The 19,562-nt window shown below is 38.8% G+C and carries 21 protein-coding genes; 14 read left to right on the top strand and 7 right to left on the bottom strand.

Translation table 11 applies throughout. The features are described from left to right. Positions 1 to 42: 42 nt before the first annotated feature. Entirely contained in the window at positions 43 to 2,322 is a 2,280-nt protein-coding gene (locus tag B9N62_RS10985) for a molybdopterin oxidoreductase family protein (RefSeq protein ID WP_374188096.1), read from the bottom strand. A 392-nt stretch (positions 2,323 to 2,714) separates the two neighbouring features. Beyond that, the gene (gene rpsO, locus B9N62_RS00480; protein WP_004317763.1) at positions 2,715 to 2,987 is read right to left on the bottom strand and encodes a 30S ribosomal protein S15; all 273 of its coding nucleotides are present in this window, start codon (positions 2,985 to 2,987) and stop codon (positions 2,715 to 2,717) included. Positions 2,988 to 3,133: 146 nt separating this feature from the next. On the opposite strand from rpsO, the gene B9N62_RS00475 reads away from it, so the two are divergent. From B9N62_RS00475 to B9N62_RS00445, 7 genes are read left to right on the top strand one after another with little or no spacing between them, the layout of a single operon-like run. Further along, positions 3,134 to 3,538, top strand: coding sequence for an Rrf2 family transcriptional regulator (locus B9N62_RS00475; protein ID WP_087583900.1), 405 nt, complete (start codon positions 3,134 to 3,136; stop codon positions 3,536 to 3,538). Positions 3,539 to 3,540: 2 nt separating this feature from the next. Continuing rightward, positions 3,541 to 5,736: a flagellar biosynthesis protein FlhA gene (flhA, locus tag B9N62_RS00470; RefSeq protein WP_087583899.1), complete on the top strand. Its 2,196-nt coding sequence runs from the start codon at positions 3,541 to 3,543 to the stop codon at positions 5,734 to 5,736. Positions 5,737 to 5,745: 9 nt separating this feature from the next. Beyond that, positions 5,746 to 6,771 carry a DHH family phosphoesterase gene (locus tag B9N62_RS00465; protein WP_087583898.1) on the top strand — a complete coding sequence of 342 codons (1,026 nt, stop codon included), beginning with the start codon at positions 5,746 to 5,748 and terminating at the stop codon, positions 6,769 to 6,771. Continuing rightward, positions 6,768 to 6,995, top strand: coding sequence for a hypothetical protein (locus B9N62_RS00460; RefSeq protein ID WP_021089755.1), 228 nt, complete (start codon positions 6,768 to 6,770; stop codon positions 6,993 to 6,995). Before B9N62_RS00465 ends, B9N62_RS00460 begins: the two co-directional genes overlap by 4 nt. Before the next feature lie 9 nt (positions 6,996 to 7,004). After that, a complete protein-coding gene (locus B9N62_RS00455; protein WP_087583897.1) occupies positions 7,005 to 7,415 on the top strand; it encodes a tetratricopeptide repeat protein in 411 nt (136 codons plus the stop codon). A 16-nt stretch (positions 7,416 to 7,431) separates the two neighbouring features. Further along, positions 7,432 to 8,361, top strand: a complete 930-nt coding sequence (locus tag B9N62_RS00450) for an aspartate carbamoyltransferase catalytic subunit (RefSeq protein WP_087583896.1) — start codon at positions 7,432 to 7,434, stop codon at positions 8,359 to 8,361. 2 nt (positions 8,362 to 8,363) lie between these two features. Continuing rightward, on the top strand, positions 8,364 to 9,641 hold the full coding sequence (locus B9N62_RS00445) for a dihydroorotase (RefSeq protein WP_087583895.1): 1,278 nt from the start codon (positions 8,364 to 8,366) through the stop codon (positions 9,639 to 9,641). Between the two features lie 87 nt (positions 9,642 to 9,728). On the opposite strand, the gene B9N62_RS00440 is transcribed toward B9N62_RS00445, so the two are convergent. From B9N62_RS00440 to B9N62_RS00425, 4 genes are read right to left on the bottom strand one after another with little or no spacing between them, the layout of a single operon-like run. Continuing rightward, on the bottom strand, positions 9,729 to 11,018 hold the full coding sequence (locus B9N62_RS00440) for a M28 family peptidase (protein ID WP_087583894.1): 1,290 nt from the start codon (positions 11,016 to 11,018) through the stop codon (positions 9,729 to 9,731). A 15-nt stretch (positions 11,019 to 11,033) separates the two neighbouring features. Beyond that, entirely contained in the window at positions 11,034 to 11,291 is a 258-nt protein-coding gene (locus B9N62_RS00435; RefSeq protein ID WP_087583893.1) for a heavy-metal-associated domain-containing protein, read from the bottom strand. Then, positions 11,284 to 11,607, bottom strand: coding sequence for a hypothetical protein (locus tag B9N62_RS00430; protein ID WP_009294140.1), 324 nt, complete (start codon positions 11,605 to 11,607; stop codon positions 11,284 to 11,286). The genes B9N62_RS00435 and B9N62_RS00430 overlap by 8 nt, the downstream gene beginning before the upstream one ends. Continuing rightward, the gene (locus tag B9N62_RS00425) at positions 11,604 to 12,683 is read right to left on the bottom strand and encodes a transglutaminase-like domain-containing protein (protein ID WP_087583892.1); all 1,080 of its coding nucleotides are present in this window, start codon (positions 12,681 to 12,683) and stop codon (positions 11,604 to 11,606) included. The genes B9N62_RS00430 and B9N62_RS00425 overlap by 4 nt, the downstream gene beginning before the upstream one ends. Before the next feature lie 91 nt (positions 12,684 to 12,774). Here B9N62_RS00425 and B9N62_RS10675 point away from each other — a divergent pair, with 91 nt between their 5' ends. The 4 genes from B9N62_RS10675 (at position 12,775) to B9N62_RS00410 (ending at position 15,837) form a co-directional block, all read left to right on the top strand. Then, complete coding sequence (locus B9N62_RS10675; protein WP_002942642.1) at positions 12,775 to 12,942, top strand: hypothetical protein; 168 nt, start codon at positions 12,775 to 12,777, stop codon at positions 12,940 to 12,942. 1 nt (position 12,943) lies between these two features. Continuing rightward, complete coding sequence (gene cmoB, locus B9N62_RS00420) at positions 12,944 to 13,813, top strand: tRNA 5-methoxyuridine(34)/uridine 5-oxyacetic acid(34) synthase CmoB (RefSeq protein WP_087583891.1); 870 nt, start codon at positions 12,944 to 12,946, stop codon at positions 13,811 to 13,813. Between the two features lie 8 nt (positions 13,814 to 13,821). Continuing rightward, positions 13,822 to 14,355, top strand: a complete 534-nt coding sequence (locus tag B9N62_RS00415) for a thioesterase (RefSeq protein WP_087583890.1) — start codon at positions 13,822 to 13,824, stop codon at positions 14,353 to 14,355. Positions 14,356 to 14,550: 195 nt separating this feature from the next. Beyond that, the gene (locus B9N62_RS00410; RefSeq protein ID WP_087583889.1) at positions 14,551 to 15,837 is read left to right on the top strand and encodes a major outer membrane protein; all 1,287 of its coding nucleotides are present in this window, start codon (positions 14,551 to 14,553) and stop codon (positions 15,835 to 15,837) included. A gap of 172 nt (positions 15,838 to 16,009) precedes the next feature. Here B9N62_RS00410 and B9N62_RS00405 read toward each other — a convergent pair whose 3' ends face one another. Next, positions 16,010 to 16,612: an MBL fold metallo-hydrolase gene (locus tag B9N62_RS00405; protein WP_087583888.1), complete on the bottom strand. Its 603-nt coding sequence runs from the start codon at positions 16,610 to 16,612 to the stop codon at positions 16,010 to 16,012. Positions 16,613 to 16,732: 120 nt separating this feature from the next. On the opposite strand from B9N62_RS00405, the gene B9N62_RS00400 reads away from it, so the two are divergent. Genes B9N62_RS00400 through B9N62_RS00390 form a run of 3 tightly spaced genes read left to right on the top strand, consistent with a single transcriptional unit; the run spans position 16,733 to position 19,524 of the window. Further along, positions 16,733 to 17,470, top strand: coding sequence for an NAD+ synthase (locus B9N62_RS00400; protein ID WP_087583887.1), 738 nt, complete (start codon positions 16,733 to 16,735; stop codon positions 17,468 to 17,470). 10 nt (positions 17,471 to 17,480) lie between these two features. Next, on the top strand, positions 17,481 to 18,611 hold the full coding sequence (locus B9N62_RS00395; protein ID WP_087583886.1) for a DegT/DnrJ/EryC1/StrS family aminotransferase: 1,131 nt from the start codon (positions 17,481 to 17,483) through the stop codon (positions 18,609 to 18,611). Then, positions 18,604 to 19,524 (top strand): tetraacyldisaccharide 4'-kinase, encoded by a 921-nt coding sequence (locus B9N62_RS00390; RefSeq protein WP_087583885.1) that lies wholly within the window; start codon positions 18,604 to 18,606, stop codon positions 19,522 to 19,524. The genes B9N62_RS00395 and B9N62_RS00390 overlap by 8 nt, the downstream gene beginning before the upstream one ends. The last annotated feature ends 38 nt before the right edge of the window (positions 19,525 to 19,562 follow it).

Raw genomic sequence — 19,562 nt, 5'->3', positions numbered from 1 at the left:
AATTTGGTAGTAAAGAAATTTAGCGGGAGTTACCCGCTAAATTTACTCATTTATCGCTGCATTTCCGTGGTGGTGGAAGTCGTCGTAGATGATCTTTGAAGTTTGGAATTTTATGCGTTTTAGTTCGCGAACTCGTAAAAATTCTTCTTCATCGATCTTTTTGATCTGAATAGCTGCTTTAAATGTCGGAGTCTTACTAATGTAGTCCCAGCCACTGCTTGTTAGCTCATTGCAAGAGCTCTCCCAGTAGTGGAAAGTCATCTGAATGATGCCATCAGGCACGATATCTGTTACTTCAGCTTTTACGACGATGTAGCCGTATCTACTCCACGCTTTGATGAAGTCGCCTTGTTTTAAGCCATATCTTGCTGCAAGTGCTGGATTCATCTCGGCGATAGGTCCGATGCTATCTCCACCCTCTTCAATCGCTCGTGAGCGTCTTGTCATGGTGCCAACTGTGTATTGATAGACCTTTCTAGTGGTTAGAAGCTGTATCGGATACTCATCGTCAGTCTTTTCATCGACTGAGCCAGCCATGATAGGATACTCAGGCGACATATTCATCTTCTTAGCAAACTCAAGTTTTGCGCTCTCGATCTTATCGGCCTTATCCACAAAGAGGCATGGCACAAAACGACCTTTGCCATCAGGTGTGAAAAATTTCTTATCAAGATACAAGCTTTGACCGCCCATATCATCTTCATTTGGACATGGCCAGTGAAGTCCGTGATACTTTTTGATACGGTAATAACTCATACCACCGTATCGTCTTGGGTCGCATTTTCTAACTTCTTCCCAAATTTCTTCAGGTGAGTTGAAGTTAAAGCCCTCTGTTGCACCTAAACGGCGTGCGATCTCGCAAACGATCCACCAGTCTTGTCTAGCATCTCCTGGAGGTGTGATGACTGCTTCGTTGTGCTGTACGCGGCGCTCTGCGTTTGTATAAAGCCCTTCTTTCTCGCTACTTGCAACGCCAGGAAGTATGACATCAGCTTTTAGTGAAGTCTCGGTTAAGAATAGATCTTGCACGACGTAGAAATCAACATGAGCGATACCTTTTAAAAAGTGGTTTGTATTTGGCTCAGAGATAACTGGGTTTTCGCCGATAGTCCAGAAGAAATGCACTTTGCCATCAAGGATCGCATCAGGCACTTCGGTTTTATGAACGCCTATTTTTGAGCTCAAAAATCCAGGTTCTAGGTGCCACATTTTTTCAAACCAAGCTCTTTGCTCTGGATCAGTGACTGAGCCAAGATTTGGGAAGATATTTGGCAAAACGCCCATATCACAGCAGCCTTGAACATTTTCTTGTCCACGTAATGGTAAGTCGCCTGTGCCAAGCTCACAGATGTTACCAGTGATCAAGAATAAATTTGATACATCGCAAACTCCGCCAACGCCGTGGTTAAAGTGAGTTACGCCCATACCGTGTGTGATGACAGCTGGCTTTGTGGTGGCGTACATTCTAGCAGCTGCTCTGATGTCCTCTGGATTTAGCCTTGTGTATTTAGCTACAACCTCTGGGGCATAGTCTTTTACAGCTTCTTTGACATACTCAATACCTATTGTGTGATCTCTTACAAATTCTTCATTTACAAGGCCTTCTTCGATGATAGTGTAAAGAAGTGCGTTTATAACTGGGATATTGTGCTCTGGCTCTAGCTGTAAGTGAATGTCAGCTCTGCTTGCAAACTCAGTCTTAATAGGATCAATAACAATTAGTTTTGCGCCGCGGTTTAGCGCTCTTTGGATGTGCATAGCTGCGATTGGGTGACCATTTTCTGGGTTTGAGCCTATCATTAATATACAGTTACTATAAGTGCCAATCTCCGTAAAGCTATTTGTGGCAGCTCCGTTTCCGATTGTTTTAGCAAGTCCTGCTACTGTCGGAGCGTGTCAAATTCTAGCACAGTGGTCGACGTTGTTTGTGCCAATTACAGCACGCATTAATTTTTGAGCAACGTAGTTGTCCTCAAGTGTACAACGTGCTGAGAAATTTCCGGCTAATGCGTCTGGGCCGTATTTCTCTTTGGTTTCTTTCATTTTCTCTACGACAAGATCAAGCGCCTCGTCCCAGCTGGCTTCCTCAAAATCACCATCTTTTGAAAATACACCATTTTTCTTTCTAATAAGTGGTTTTGTGAGTCTATCTGGACTTGCAACGTAATCCCAGCCATAAAAGCCTTTTAAACATAAATTTCCTTGATTGACTGGATTGTCTTCAACACCAGTGGCGGCACGAACGACATTGTTTTCCACATGCAAGGTTACTTGACAGCCTGTCCCGCAATAAGGACAGATGACTTTGCCTTCTTTCATCATTTTCTCCTTTACTATGCAATATTTGCATATTTCTATATAGGTAATATTACTAGCCAAATTCTTAATCTTTAATAAAAATTCTTTATTATTAAAAATAAATTTCTAATTTAAGCTAAAATTAATTTAGTTCCACTAAAGTCAATTATCTAGGGATTTTAAAATTTATTTAAAATTGATAAATTTATTATAAAAGAAATAAAGATATAGAGATTTAGCTTTTTATATAAAATGAAGAAATTAATTCTAATTTTACTTTATTTAAAAAGGTTAGTCATATTGTGAGTAGATAAATTAATACTAAAGATGGAAAATTTTAAAATAGACTGTAAATTTTTGAATAAAAATATGGATAAAGGAAATTTAATAAGGAGAGCAGATCGCTCTCCGATTGATTATTTATCTCTTAGGCCAAGCTCAGAGATTAGTTTTGAATATGTAGTGTAGTCTTTATTTTTAAGATACTTTAAAAGTCTTTTTCTTTGACCAACTAGTTTTAAAAGACCTAAACGTGATGAAAAGTCTTTTTTGAAAATTTTAAGGTGTTCTGTAAGTTCAGTTATTCTAGCTGTTAAAAGAGCTATTTGAACTTCTGGAGAGCCTGTATCTCCCTCTTTTCTAGCGAATTTCGCAACTATTTGAGCTTTTTTAGCCGAATCCAAAGCCATGATGACCTCCTGATTGGTGAATTTTGGAAGAGCGATTATAGCATTTAAAACATAAAGTTAGATAAAATTATGCTTTTTAAAAATTAATGAAAAATGCAGTAAAAATTTTATAAAATAATGGCTATTTAAAGAGTTAAGGAAGATAAATGCTTTTTACAAAGGCAAGCGAATACGCCCTACTTTCGCTTATTTTAATATCTCAAAAATCATCGCCAGTTGATGTTGATACGATCTCAAATGAGCTTAAAATTTCAAAAAGTTTTCTGGCAAAAATTTTACAAAATTTAGCAAAAGATGGAGTTTTAAAGTCATTTAAAGGAGCAAATGGCGGTTTTGCACTAAATGACGAACCTGAAAATTTAAGTATAAAAAAGATAATAGAATGCGCTGAAAAACGCGAACTAAGTGTCTTCGAGTGCTCATCTTCGGCCCTTGGTTGCCCGTCAAACAAAGCTTCAAGCTGTCAAATTTGGTCGATGTTTAGTGGCCTTCAAGGCAAGATCGACGAGATGCTTGACGCGATCAAACTAAGTGACATCATTAAGAAGTAAAGTTGGCAAAGCAAAAAAATAATATTTTGACTCTTGTCGCACCGTTTCTTGCGCCGATTGTCAAATTTAAAAGTCTTAGCATCGTTGGCATCATCGTTGCCATCCTTGCTATCATCATCGTGCCGCTTCCAAGCGCAGTGCTTGACTTTTTCTTGGCACTTTCGATCTCGATTTCTGTGCTTATTATTTTGATCTCTATTTACGTGCCAAAACCAACTGATCTTAGCACATTTCCGACGCTTATTCTCATCATCACGCTTTTTCGTCTCTCATTAAACATAGCAACCACTCGTATGATCTTAAGTGAGGGTCACAACGGCCCAGAAGCGGTCAGTGAGATCATCTCAAGCTTTGGAAATTTCGTCGTTGGTGGCAACTTCGTCATCGGCACCATCGTCTTTTGTATCTTGGTACTCATAAATTTCATGGTCGTAACAAAGGGCTCAACCCGTGTGAGCGAGGTGCAAGCTCGTTTTACACTTGATGCGATGCCTGGTAAGCAAATGGCAATAGATGCTGACCTAAACGCAGGTCTAATAGACGAAAAAACAGCGCGTGAAAGACGTCAAGCCATCATCGGTGAGGCAAATTTCTACGGCGCGATGGATGGTTCGTCTAAATTTATAAAAGGTGACGCCGTAGCCGGTATCATCATCACTATCATAAACATCATCGGCGGCTTTGCTATCGGCTCATTTCAGCACGGTCTTGATATGGCGACATCGGCTCAGTACTATACGATCCTAACTATCGGCGATGGCCTAGTTAGCCAGATCCCAGGACTTATCACTTCAACAGCGACTGCTATCATCATCACAAGAGCTAGCAAAGACGACGAGGACTTTGCAGAAGGCACGCTAAATCAGCTCTTAGGTGACTATAAAACCTTACTGATAGTGGGCTTCATACTATTTATGTTTGCTCTTGTGCCAGGACTTCCAACCCTATCTCTTGGCTTTATAGCGCTGCTATTTTTGGGGCTTGGCTACATCATCAAGCAAACAAAAGATGGCGGGCTAAATTTAAACCTTGCAGCAAAAGAGAAAACGGCTTCTAAAAAGGCTGGAGCCGCTGCGCCAAGTGGGGCAGGAGCAGCAGCTGCGAGTAGCGGGGCTGCTAAGGCACCAAAGAAGAGCGACGAAGAGATCGCAAGAGAAGAAGAGACAAAGATAAATGACATCTTGAAGCTTGAAATTTTAGAGCTTGACCTTGGATATGGCCTACTAAAGCTAGCTGATGTGGATCTTATAGAGAGAATTCGCGCTATGAGGCGAAATATCGCTTCAAGTCTTGGCTTTTTGATGCCAAAAATAAGGATCCGCGACAACCTTCAGCTACCACCAAACGAGTACCGCTTTAAGCTAAAAGGCATCGTGATCGGTCAGGGAGAAATTTATGCGGATAAATTTCTAGCGATGGATAGTGGCCTAGTTAGCGAGGATATCGAGGGTATTCCGACAAAAGAGCCAGCTTTTGGGCTAGACGCTCTTTGGATCGATGCTAGCGTCAAAGAGGACGCCATACTTAGTGGCTACACGATAGTTGATCCTGCAAGCGTCATCTCAACGCATATGAGCGAGCTTATCAAGCAAAATGCAGCCGAGCTTCTAACTCGCCAAGAGACGCAAAATTTATTAGACAAACTAAAGATCGACTACCCAGTTGTGGTCGAGGATACGCTAAGGATCGCGCCTATAAATTTGATTCAAAAGGTTTTAAAAGCGCTGCTTAAAGACAATATCCCGATCAAAGACCTGCTTAGCATACTTGAATCAATTAGCGACATCGCCGAGGTTAGCAAAAACCTAGACATGATCATCGAGCACGTGCGCGCAGCGCTCTCACGTGTCATCACTTCGCTTTATGTTGATGAAAAAGGTCAGCTAAATTTTTACATTTTAGATAGTGCTGCGCAGCAAAAGCTCATGGACGCGGTGCAGTATAAAGACGGCGCATATCACCTTATGATAAATGTAGCTCAGACATCGTCTATCGTGCAGGCGCTAAGGCGTGAAAAAGAGAAGCGTCCGATGAGCCAGCACGGAGAGATGGTGCTTTGCGTGGAACCAAGTTTGCGCAAATTTATAGCAAATATCTGCGCAAATTTTGCCATCGACATAGTGGTGCTAAGCTTTGCTGAGATCTCTGCAAATACGCCATTTGAAACAGTTGGCGTCATAGAAATAGAAAATATATAAAGGAAAAAGATGAAAATTTATCACCTCTCGCACACCGATCTTGACGGATACGGCGCGCAATACATAACAAATTTTTACTTCAAAGATGTGAAATTTCTAAACTCAAACTACGGCAGAGAGATAGATGATAAATTTGCTCAAATTTTAGCTGAGATAGGTGTCTCAAATGACGATAAAAACATCATCTTGATCACTGATCTAAATTTAACTCTAGCTCAGTGCGAGAGCTTTGAGGAGATGATAGGGGGTAAAAATATAAAGCTATTTTTGCTAGATCATCATCAAAGCGGTGCAGAGTGTGCAAGCACCTATCCATGGTACTTTTTAGATAGCTCAAGGTGTGCTACAAAGATCACTTACGACTTTTTTGCAGGCATTTTTGGCAAAAACAAAGAGCTTGAAATTTTTAGTGACGTCGTAAATGCCGTGGATATCTGGCTAAAAGATGATAAAAATTTCGAGATGGGTAAGGTCTGCTTGGGGCTTGTGGCAAACGCTAAAGAGATAAATAAAGTGATGTTTGAGGCTGAAAACAACCTATATATGGATCATATCTTAAAAGAAGCTATCAAATTTTTTAACGAGAAAAACGACTATATCGGCCTTGATATGCAGATACATGCTATTAAAAAGTCATTTTTCAAAGAGGATAAAGACGATACGCTAAGCAATCTGATCTCAAACTACGTAGTGAAAAAACTTAGTGAAAATAAAGAGAAATTTAGCATAAACTATAAAGATCATAAAGGAATTTTAACCTACAATATCGGCAACGTTTCGGTTATAGGTAACGACTTTTTAGTGGCAAATCCTGAATTTGACTTCTTTATCGATGTGACAAATAAAAAAACACTAAGCTTTCGCGCAAATGGCAAGCTTGACGTTAGTGCCATGGCAAAGCACCTGGTTGGCGGCGGTGGGCATGTTAATGCAAGCGGCGGGCTATTTGCAAATTTCAAAGATGGCTTTAGCTATGAGCCTATCAAGGCGCAGATAATTGATCTAATAACTAAAAAAACACAGGAGGAAATATGAAAGAAGAAGAGGTAAGCGTAGAAGAACTTAGCTATGAGCTTAGTATGGTGCTTGAGGCGATGTTCTACTATGCTGGCGTGAAAAAAGATAAACTTGAAGAGGCGGCAAATCTTTATGTTGAGTGCATCGATGATGCGTTAGAAAATTCTGACGCTAGCGGTAGCGACGAGGTCATAGAGATAGTTGAGTATATGAAAAAACATCATTCAAAATTATTTAAATAAGGAAAGAAAATGAAGAAAATTTTAGTTTTAGTGGCAGCGGTTTTTGCGTTAAATGCTATGGCAAATGAAAATTTAGACAAAGCAAATGAGCTTTATGCAAAGAAAAATTTTAACGAGGCCTATCTTGCTTTTAATAAAGCATGCGGCGAGGGCGAGAAAAAAGCTTGCACGATGAATGCGATCATGCTATTTAACGGCGACGGCGTAGCAAAAGATAGAGCTCAGGCTGAGAAAATTTTTACAAAAATGTGTGACGAAAACGAAGGCATGGCTTGCGAAAAACTAGGCGAAATGATCGCTTATGGCCTTGTAAAAGATAAAGACGCAAACGAAGCAAAGAACGAAGAAAAAGCAAAGGCTTTATTTAAAAAAGCTTGTGATAACGGCTACCAACCAGCTTGCGACTTCGTAGCAAAATAAATTTAAGAGGCTTAAAATGGGCTACAAACATAAAGATTTGATAGGAACTAGAGAGCTTAGCAAGGAAGAAATTTTATATTTTTTAGAGGCGGCAAAAGAGTTTAAGGAGCTAAATTTAAGCCAAGTGAAAAAAAATGACTATCTTCGCGGAAAGACCACGATTAACGCATTTTATGAAAACTCGACAAGAACTAGAACATCCTTTGAGATCGCAGCAAAGAGGCTTGGGGCTGATACGATAAATTTCAGCTCATCAAGCTCTAGCGTGACAAAGGGCGAGAGCCTAAATGACACGATGAATAACATGGCCGCGATGAAAAGCGACATCATTGTGCTTCGTCACCCAAGCTCTGGAGCGGCAAAATTTGCAGCTGATAGAACAGAGGCTAGCATTGTAAATGCAGGAGACGGCACAAATGAGCATCCAAGTCAAGCCTTACTTGATCTTTTTACGCTAAGAGAGCATGGTAAAATTTTAGATAAAAACCTAAACGTGGCGATCATTGGCGACATCGCTAGAAGCCGCGTGGCAAGGTCAGACATCTGGGCGATGAAGAAATTTGGCATAAATTTAAAGCTCTTTGCGCCAAAGATGATGATGCCAAAAGACGCTGAGGTATTTGAGTCTCAAATTTGCAAAAATATGGAGGAGGCTTGCGAGGGTAGCGATGTCATAATCATGCTTCGCATCCAGCTAGAGCGCGGCGGTGCGGACGTGGCATTTCCAAGCTCGAGAGAGTACTCGAAATTTTTTGGACTAAATAAAAATAGGATAAAACTAGCCAAGCCTGATGCGATCGTGCTACACCCAGGGCCGATAAATAGGGGCGTAGAGCTAAACTCAGACGTGGCTGATGGCACACACTCAGTCATACTAAATCAAGTTGAAAACGGCGTTGCTATAAGAATGGCGATACTAAATACGCTTGCAAAAAATAGGGGCTAAAGATGAAAATAGCAATAATTAACGGCACTATCGTAAATAGCGACGAGAAATTTAAGGCAAATATCCTAATAGAAAACGGCAAAATAGCCAAAATAGGAAGTGAGAAATTTGAGCCTGATAAGGTCATTGACGCCACAAATAAGCTCATCATGCCAGGACTTATCGACATGCACGTGCACTTTCGAGATCCTGGCCAAGAGTATAAAGACGACATCATCTCAGGCTCGCAGGCAGCGGTTGCTGGAGGTGTCACGACCTGCCTTTGCATGGCGAACACAAATCCAGTAAATGACAACGCTTCAATCACAAGGGCGATGATAGAAAAGGCCAAAAACTGCGGTCTCATCGATCTTTTGCCAATAGCAGCCATCAGTAAAGGGCTTGGCGGGAACGAGATCGTTGAAATGGGTGATCTCATAGAGGCTGGAGCGGTTGCATTTAGCGATGATGGCTTGCCGGTCACTAGCTCAAGCGTGATGAGAGCGGCACTTGAGTATTCAAGCATGTTTGGCAGCTTTTGCATAAGCCACTCAGAGGACTGCTCGCTTTGCAGGCAGGGCGTCATGCACGAGGGCAAGGTCTCGGCGATCCTTGGGCTTCGTGGCATGGCAAGGGAGAAAGAAGAGATCGCAGTGAGCCGTGATATGCTTCTTGCAAAGCTCACTAAAGCGCACATCCACATCGCTCACGTAAGCTCGCAGTACTCGCTAAAGATCATCGAAATGGGCAAAAAAGAGGGCATAAACATCACTTGCGAAGCCACACCTCACCATTTTAGCTTTAGTGACGATGAAATTTTGAAAAATGCCTATGATACAAATTTCAAAATGTCACCGCCACTTCGTGAGATAAGCGATGTAAAAGCTGTGAGAGAGGCGCTAAAAAGTGGCCTTATAGACGTCATCGCAACCGATCATGCGCCGCACCACACAGACGAAAAGATAGTGGAATTTGACAAGGCGCCATTTGGCATCATCGGACTTCAAACCCTTGTGCCACTTACGTTAAAGCTCGTAAATGAGGGCGTTATAAGCTTAGAGCGCATGGTGGAGCTAACCTCGACAAACGCTGCTAAAATGCTAAATTTAAAAGATAAAGGCAGGCTGGCAGTTGGTATGCTGGCTGACATCGCGGTGATAGACCCTGAGATCGAGTACGTTTACGACGAGAAGATAAACCGCTCAAAATCAATAAACTCTCCGCTCTTTGGCAAAAAGCTAAAAGGTGCGGCGACTACTACTATAAAAAGTGGCAAGATCGTTTATGAGTTTGGGAAATAATATAAATTTGCTCGTGCTTGCGGGCAAATTTGGCTTAGATGCTTTGAGATATAAAATTTGCTAGAAATTTCTAGCAAATTTTATTTTTTATGAGTTATATTTTTTAACGATACCGCGAACGACTTTTTCTATAAAAAGCGCAGATTCAATCTCACAGCACTCTCTTGTTGAGTGAGGTGAGTGGATATTTGGTCCTATTGAGCAAGCGCTAAGATCCGCTTTTTTCTCTAAAAGTACGCCACACTCAAGACCTGCATGCACAGCTGTTATCCTAGCTTCTGGTTTATAAATTTTTAGCTCTTCTAGGATGTCGTTTGCAAATTGATCATTTATAGGTTTCCATGCTGGATTTCTATCTTTTGAAATAACGTTAAAACCAACTGCCTTTGCAAGCTCTGAAATTTCAAATTCCATTCTATTTAGCCCATTTTTACTCATTGATCTTGCGAAAAACTCCACTTCAAGTGTGCCATCATCTTTGATCTTTGCAAGTGAGAGATTGACACTATCTTGTGGTATGCCCAGCTCGCAGTTATAGGCTCTTACGCCTTGTGAAAATGAGTTAATAAGAGCTAAAATTTTCTCGCCATTTTCTAAAATTTCATCTCCCATGCCAAGCTTTTTGACGCTTAAATTTTCACATTCGCTCTTTAGCTCTTTGTCGCTTAAAACTAGCGCAGTTGCACTGCTTGGGATAGAGTTGCTTCGCTCGCCACCTTTAAATTTAACAAGCTTGCAGCCATTTTTAGTCACAAATGTAGCTAAAATCTTGATCGCATTTGGGATATTTTTGTGTATCTCATTGCCAGAGTGTCCACCTGGTAAGCCGCTCACTTTTACTTCGTAAAGTGTGCTCTCTTTTGTTTTTTTACTATTAAGCGAGATAGTGGCAAATAAATTTATGCCGCCAGCGCAGCCGATAGTTACGCGGTCGTCCTCTTCGCTATCTAAATTTAAAAGCTTATCGGCTTTTAACTCGCCACTAAAGCCAGTGGCTCCGATCATGCCAACTTCTTCGTTGTTTGTAAAGAGGCACTCTATGTCATCAAATTCGCTTATCATCTGCATCATGATAGCTACGCCGATACCGTTATCTGCACCAAGAGATGAGTTTTTAGCCCTCATGTAGCCATCATCGCCGTAAACTATTTCGATCTTTGGAGCATCGCCCATGCAGACCATATCATAGTGACTTTGCAAGCAAATTTTTGGTTTGCCTTTAAATGCGTGGATATTTCCAAAATTATCGATAATTACCTCACAGCCTTTGTCTTTTGCAAAGTCGGCTAAAAAATCACGCATCTTATCGGTCTCATAACTGCAGTGCGGTATCGCAGAAAGTGTCTCAAATTTTTTTAAAATTTCACTCTTTGACATATTGCCTCCGTAAATTTATTTTATCTCGCCCTTATAACCAGTCGCATCGACTGCCTTTAAAAGCTCTTTTTCATCGAGCTTATCATCTGCTATAACGACAGCTTTTCGCTCTTTTAGCGATACATCTGCCTTTTTTACGCCCTCAACGCTAAGTGCGGCCTTTCTTACTATCGCCGTGCAAAGCGGACAGTGCATGCTAGGCACCAAAATCTCTATCTTTTTATCAGCGTAGCTTGCAGCCACTAAAAGGGCTAAAACTAAAATTTTACGCATAAATTTCTCCTAAAAGCTCGGGATATGTAAGGAGTAAAAGCAAAATCACTCCAAAAAGTATATATATAAGTATCCATTTTTTCTTTTTATAGCTTAGGTTGCAGCTTTTTGGCTTGTAAAATAAAGCCACACCTGAGATCACAAAGCAAATGACGGCCACGACGCTTAAAGGGACGCGGTACTCGTATAAATTTTGTGTCCAAGATAGAAAAGAAAAAGATGTGCCAAAAAGCAAGAAAAGAAGTGCCGGCAAGCAGCACAAGGTAGCGCCGATAGCACTACCTATGGATGTTAGTATCAGCCAAAAGGCTCTCATTTTAGCTCTGTTGAGACGTAGTCGTAGCTAAATTCTTTTGGCGAATAGTAGTTTTGTGTGTTGCCTTCAACCTCAGCGTATGGATAGCCAAAGTTATTTAGCGGAGTTTGCTCTGGAGTTGGCTTTAAGATAAAGTCGCGGCCGTAGTTAAAGCCTATCCAGCACATCTCCCAGTTACCAAAGCAATAATCTCTCACAGCTACGATCTTGGCGTCATCATTTGTTAGCTTCTCGCCCAGTCTTACCTTTGTGACATCCGCTGGATCAACCGGTATCCAACCATAGCCTTTTAGGTAAAATTCAGCCCTGCAGTGCTGTCCGCCTGAAATTTTAGCTACGCCATCTTTTGCGCTACCCATTTGATCTGAAAATCTAGACTGACCAACTCTAATACCAAAAATTTCTCTTGCTGGGATGCCAACTGATCTGCAAAGTCCAACAAAAACTGAGTTTATGTCGGTGCATTTGCCAACTAGTTTGCCGCTTTCTAGGATGGCTTTAACGTCGCCTGTGCCACATCCTAGGATGCTGTTATCACGCTGCATAGTGTTTGCAACCCATGTGTAGATCGCTTTTGCGCGCTCCAAATCGCCCTTTAAATTTCCAACTATCTCTAGCGCTTTTGCTCTTACAACGCCGTCAGTTGGGATGTGTGAAGTTGGTTTTAAAAATTCCAAAACAGCAGGATCAACCTTCTCATTTGGATCGTAATTTACCTTGCTAAAGTCGGTGTTACGCTCTGTTGTTTGAATTTTAAACTGCACATTTAAGATAGGTCTTGGCTCATTTTCTTCAAAATCAGCATACATTGTTGGTATTAGTGTATCTGAAATATAGACGTTTTTAGCGGTTGTGTTTATGACGTAGTCTTTGGTTAGTTGCTGATAAGTAGTGCTTAGTGGGAGTGGCAACCAAATTCTTGAGCTTTTGCCCTTTTCGAGCAGCTGGTGTTTAAAATTTACATCGAAATTTCTAACAACTGGACTTGCTGGCTCATCGCTAGCTAGAGTGACACTTGGAAGCAGACTTGCTGCACCTAAAAAACTACTGAATTTAAAAAAATCTCTTCTTTGCATGAGATGCCTTTTGTTTAATATTAGCCAAACTTGGCTCTAAAACCGCCTGCTATTCTAGCATAAAAATTTTATTTATGATAAAATCCGCCACATGAAAAAGATTATATTTTTAGGCTTTATAGCGTTATTTTGCAACGGTTGTCTTTACATGAATGAGCGCGGAGTTTCGACGCAATATTATAATGATTGTAAAGAGTATTATGACGCGACTGGCACCTACCAAAAAGAGTGTCCGCACAACATTGTCGACTGGAAATAGCGTGGATCTTAGTAAATTTAATGAGCAGCAAAAGCAAATTTATAATAGGATAGAAAATTTAGCAAATTTTGACTGCGAATTTAGCCTTAGTGAGAGCGTAAATGTCAAATTTAAAGAGCTGGACGCTGCGAGCAAAGATAAAATTTACAACCTCGCCCTTAGCCTAAAGCCTTGGCGAAAAGGGCCATTTTCACTTGATGATATATATATAGATAGCGAGTGGCAAAGTTTTATTAAATTTAATATCCTTGCCCCACACCTAAATTTAGCTGGCAAGTGCGTAGCTGACGTGGGTTGTAATAATGGATATTATATGTTTAAGATGCTTGAGTACGGCCCAAAAAGCATAACTGGCTTTGATCCTAGCGTTCATACATTTTTGCAGTTTAAATTTTTAAATAAATTTATCTGCTCAAATATCATATATGAGCTTCTTGGCGTTGAGAACTTGCCAGAATTTGGAGCTAAATTTGATACGATTTTTTGTCTTGGAGTGATATATCACAGAGGCGATCCTATTAAGATGTTAAAAGAGCTAAAAATGGCTTTGAATCCTGGAGGCGAGCTATTTTTAGATACTATGTATATTGACATTGAGGGCGATTTTGCGCTGAGCCCAAGAGATAGGTATTCAAAAATTCCAAATATCTACTTTGTGCCTACTCTTTCGGCTTTACAGAACTGGTGCGAGAGGGCTAAATTTAGGGATTTTACCTTACTTGAGACAAAGGCCACTGATCTAAATGAGCAGCGAAAAACGCAGTGGATAGATGGCGAGAGTCTTGGAAATTTCTTAGACCCAGACGATAATACAAAGACCATCGAGGGCTACCCAGCGCCAAAAAGAGCATATGTTAGAGTTAAAATTTAAGGATAAAAATGGCAGAAGAAAATATCTATGATGTAAAAGACGAATCGCAAATAATCTTACCAGAAGATGAAAACCCATTAAGAAATGAGATCAAAACCGCTCCACTTACAAAGCTAAATTTTAGCGGAACGGCATTTTTACTTGAAAAAAATCACGCAAAGACTAGATTTTTTACTACGGATGATATGGTGTGCGATACTGAGGGGCTTATTCATAGTGGGTTTATTTTTATGGGCGCAAATCATGCCGCGCTTTTAGCTATTAATGAAGAATTTTGCGTTAGTATCGGGGCTAGGATAAATTTCTTTGGACCGCTAAAGCTTGGTGACGTGGTGGAATTTGACGCTCAAGCAAGATTTGAAGAGAGCAGAAAAAGAGAAGTAAAAGTGCTTGGATATGTTAAAGATATAAAAATTTTTGAAGGAATATTTCAACTTGTTACACTTGAAGAGCATATCTTCTTGGCTCAACAAAAAAATATCCAAAAAGAAGCTGCTATAAGGCAAAAAAAAGAGCGAGAAGAAGCTAAGGCTAATAGCTAAAAGTAAGTAAAAATTTTTGATTTTCTTACAATTAGTCCCAAATAAAGCGAAATTTTAAAAAGACAATCTTTATCTCATTATCCTATTTTGGTAAATAATTGGTAACATTTTTTAAATTTTTAAGAAAAATTAAGCAATAAAATTAATTTTCTATGATAATATCCTTTCAAAACTTTTTATCAAAAGGAGATTTAGATGAAAATTACAAAAGTTAGCTTAGCTGCTTTGGTTGCTTTAGGTGCATTTTCAAGCGTTGCAAGTGCAACTCCACTTGAAGAAGCTATAAAAAATGTAGATCTTTCAGGATTTGCAAGATATCGTTATACAAATGATCACTTCAAAAATAGTGCCAAGTCTGATACTCAAAAATCAAGTATAGGAAATCATGCTTTTAGAATGGTTACATCATTTAAAGCTGCGATCGATGATAACTTCTTTGGCGTTTTAACATTAAGATATGCTCCAACAACAGCTGATGGATCTGGTGATAATGTTGGTCGTAAATTCAGTAATAAATACCAAGTGGCATCTACTGGAAATGGCACAGACAAAACAGATACAACTAGTTCATTCACAGTATATGAAATGTATCTAGGCTACAAGGTAGCTAATACTACTATTACAGCTGGTAAGCAACTTATAAAAACTTTTTATGATGATGGTGAGTTGGCTGGTACTGGTCTAAAAGTAGTAAGTACTGATGTACCAGGCCTTACTTTGACTGCTGCTGCTTATGATGCACTAGCTAGCGATCAAGACAATGATGGTCCTTTGGTTGGCAGAATAGTGGCTGGTAATGATGGAGATAAATTTAATGATGCTCCAGGTAACCTTTATTATTTAGGTGTAGCTGGCAGCTATGATCCAGTATCATTTAAAGCTGCAATTGCAAATATTCAAGAGATAGCAACACTTTATGGTACTGAAGCTGGTGTAAGCTTTAATGTAACTGATGATGTTAACCTAAACTTAAAAGGTCAATTTGTCCATAACGACTCAGATCACAAAGATGTAGCTGATGCTAATTTCTGGGCTATCCAAGCTGGCACAAAACTATTTGGTGCTAAACTTAATGCTGGCTACTTAGACTTTGATGCTAAGAACAAAGACAATAACAAGTGGTCATTTGTTTCAATTGAATCAAATGGTCAGCTAATCAACCCGACTAAAATCTTAAATGGTGTAATGAGTGGTGGCAAACAATACTACAATAACATCAAGGGTAATAACGACTACTGGTTTGTTAATGCTGGATATGACATAGATAAATTTGGCTTTGGTGCTGGATATACTCAAGGTAAAGGCTACAGCTGGGATCTTGGCAAAGAGAGAGCAAAAAGAAACGAATGGTCTCTTGATGCTAGTTACAAATACAGCAAGAAACTTACATTCCTTTCTTGGTATGCGGCTGCTAAAGACAAAAAAGATGGTGCAAGCTACAAACAAGATCGTATAAGATTTGAAGCAAAATATAGCTTCTAAAAACCTTTATCCGAGCGAGCTTTCGCTCGGACCTCTTTAAAATTCAATAGACTCCATATAAAATTTATCTACCCTTTTTGATTGACTCTTAGTTTTATAAAAATATAAATTTTTAATAGCGATTAAGTGTATTTTAAAAGTTTGAAACTTGAAATTAATACCACTGAAATTTTTAGCTATTTTTTACTATATCTACCCAATAATCAATATTATTTTGCTCGGCCTCTAGTGTACTACTTTCTCCGTGCCCTGGATAAAGTGCGAAGTCGCCCTTTAGATTTTTACACTTTTCTAAACTAGCTAACATTTCGTTTTTATCTGAAAAAGGAAAATCCCAGCGTCCTATGCTTCCTCTAAATAAAAAATCTCCACTAAACATCACATCTTCTATCTCTATCATCGAGCAACCTGGCGTATGTCCTGGGAAATGATGAAATTTGATGCAAAAATCATCAATGTTAAAATTTTCATCATTTTCAACCAAAACATCTGGAGTAAAAGTATCTTTCATATAGCCAAAAATATCACTCTCGCACATGAAAGCATCAAATTTATTGATATAAACTGGAATTTTTAGCTCATTTTTTAGCTCGCTCACGTCGTAAATATGATCAAAATGCCCATGAGTACAAAGGATGGCTTTTAAATTTTTAACATTTTGTAAAACCCATTCTTTTGCCCCATCTCCCGGATCTATCACTAAAGATGAGTTATCTTTTGTAACTATGTAACAATTAGTGCCAAAATCCCCAAAACTTTTGTGTATTACTCTCATTTTTTACCTTAAATTTATTATTTCTTAAAATTTTACATCTTTTTACTTAAACTTAAAGAAAAATTTTAAATTTACTTAGTATAATTTTTGCAAAAAGAAGCAAATCTAGGCAAAGGAAGAATGAAGGAGTATCAAAAAATCGAAGAAACTTTAGTTTTTAGCTTAAAAGATAAAACTAAAGATAAAAATTTGTTGTTGGGTGTTAGTGGGGGTATTGATTCTGCTGTAGTAGCGACTTTGTGTGCAAGAGCAAAACCAAATGAAACTCATGCACTCATCATGCCAACAGCATCATCAAACAGACAAAATATGGACGATGCCTTAAATTTATGCGAAAAACTAAACATAAAATATAAGGTTTTATCCATAGAAGGTATTTTAAATGCCTTTTACGAAACGATAGATGTAAATTTAAGCAATTTAAGAAAAGGGAATTTAGCAGCTAGAGTTAGAATGAGCTTGCTTTATGATTATTCATCTAGTATAAACGCTCTAGTTATCGGAACAAGCAACAAAAGTGAGCTTATGCTTGGATACGGTACGATATTTGGGGATTTAGCATGTGCGATAAATCCTATTGGAGAGCTTTACAAAAGTGAAATTTTTGAATTTGCAAAACATCTTGGGGTTGATAAAAATTTTATCAACAAAGCACCTTCGGCTGATTTGTGGGATGGACAAAGTGACGAAGGTGACATAGGTTACAGTTATGCTGTTATTGATGAGATTTTAGAAAATTTAGAAAATAACAAGGAGCAAGTCATCAAAAAGTTTGGATTAAAAGCAGTATCGGATATAGAAAATAGAGTTGTTTTAAACAGGTTTAAACGACAAATGCCGTTGATAGTGAAAATTTAAAGGATTAAAGATGAGAGAGATTCCGTTTTATAGACCGACTATCACTGAGCGTGAAAGTGAGCTTATTGAGGAGGCTTTGCACTCTGAAAATACTACTAATATCGTTGCTAGATTTGAAGAAAAGTTAAAAGAGTATTTTGGTGCAAAATTTGTAGTCACCACAAATAATATCGCAGCCGCACATCACTTGGCACTAAGCGCGCTTGACACTAAACGCGGAGATAAGGTCATTTGCTCCATAAATGCCTTTCCTAGCATTGCACAAGCTGTTAGACATTTTGATGCTGAACCTATTTTTGTGGATGTTGATGAAGAAGATTTTAACATCTGCCCAGACGCCCTTGAGAAAGTGCTAAAAGAGCAAAATCATAAAAAATTAAAATGTGCTTTTATCTCTCATATCGCAGGTCAAAGTGCTAGGATGGACGAGATAACGGCGGTTTGTGAGAAATACGGCGTAAAAATTTTAGATGATGCAAATCGCGGTATGGGCTTAACATACAATGGCAAAAAAGTTGGCTCAGACTCCTTTTTATCATGCTTTCAAACACATTCGCGTGTGCAAAATCCTATATCAACGGTTGGATTTTTTACGACAAATGATGAGGAAATTTATAAAAGAGCAAAACTACTTCGCAACTATGCTCTTGTAAATGGCATTGATAAATTCGGTAGCTTGAGTTATATTTATGATGTCGTTGATATTGGCTTAAAGTATGATATAAACTCGATAAATGCAGCATTTTCTATTGCGCAGCTAGAAAGAACAGATAAGCTCATACAAAGAAGACAAGAGATCGCAAAAATTTATGATAAAGAGCTTGGTGAGTGCCGCAATATAACAATCCCTGTCAAAAAACGCGAGCACATTTACACTCAGTATATTATTAAGATAAACAAAAATCGTGATGGCTTTGCCAGAGAGCTTTTGGAGCACGGAATTCACACATCATTGCACTACATACCGATACATTTACTAAGTTATTATAAAAATAAATACTCACTTAAAGTAAATGATTTTCCAAATGCTTTAAAAAATTATCAGCAAGTGTTGTCACTGCCTATTTATCATAGTTTGAGCGACGAAGAGGTGCAATACATCTGCAGCAAAGTAAAAGAAATTTCTAAAACTCGTGTTTAAGAAATTAAATATTTTCTTGCATACTTGGGCGAATGACTACTTCTTTCGCCCAAATTTCTTTCAAATTTTACTAGCATTTTTACTTTTGCCATTAAGTTTTATCTATTTTCTTATTGTTGTGTTTAAGAAATTTACTGCTAGAAAAATAGACTTTGGCATAAAGGTAATAAGCGTTGGAAATTTGACCCTTGGAGGAAGCGGGAAGACTCCACTTTGCGTGGCAATTGCTAAAAATTTCGAAGGTGCTTTTATCATTCTTAGAGGCTATAAAAGAAAAAGCAAAGGCATGCAAGTTGTTGCTCGAAATGGCGAAATTTTACTTGACGTAGCAGCAAGTGGCGATGAGGCGATGATATATGCCACAAGTCTTAAAAACGCAAATGTGATAGTAAGCGAAGATAGGAAATTAGCTATAAAATATGCCAAAGAGCATGGCGCAAAGTATATTTTGCTGGATGACGGATTTTCTAAATTCGATATAGCCAAATTTGACATATTAGTGCGTCCAAATCCTGAGCCAAGGCTAAAATTTTGCCTACCAAGTGGGGCTTATAGATATCCATTTAGCTTTTATAAATTTGCTGATTTTGTGGCGATTGAAGGGCAAACTCACTTTAGAAAGAGTGAAATTTTAAATAAAAGCGAAAAAATGGTTCTAGTTACTGCCATAGCAAACCCAGAGCGTCTTAAGCCATTTTTTGATAAGTGCGTAGCTTGCGTCTTTTTTCCTGACCATTATGATTTTTCAAAAGATGAGCTAGAAGAGATTTTAAAAAGATATGATGCAGCCTCACTTTTGATGACGCAAAAGGACTATGTAAAGGCAAAAGATTTTGGTTTGCCAGTATCGCTTATCACGCTTGAAGTTACGCTAAGCGAGGATTTTAAAAAGGTTTTAGAGCGACAAATTTAAGCCCATTTTGTTATAATGAGTCACTTTTTAAAAGGAAA

Origin of the sequence: Campylobacter concisus (genome assembly GCF_002165785.1) — a bacterium.
Lineage (GTDB): Bacteria > Campylobacterota > Campylobacteria > Campylobacterales > Campylobacteraceae > Campylobacter_A > Campylobacter_A concisus_W.
Note: the sequence above shows the minus strand (reverse complement) of the source record. Positions and strands in the feature narration are given on the sequence as shown.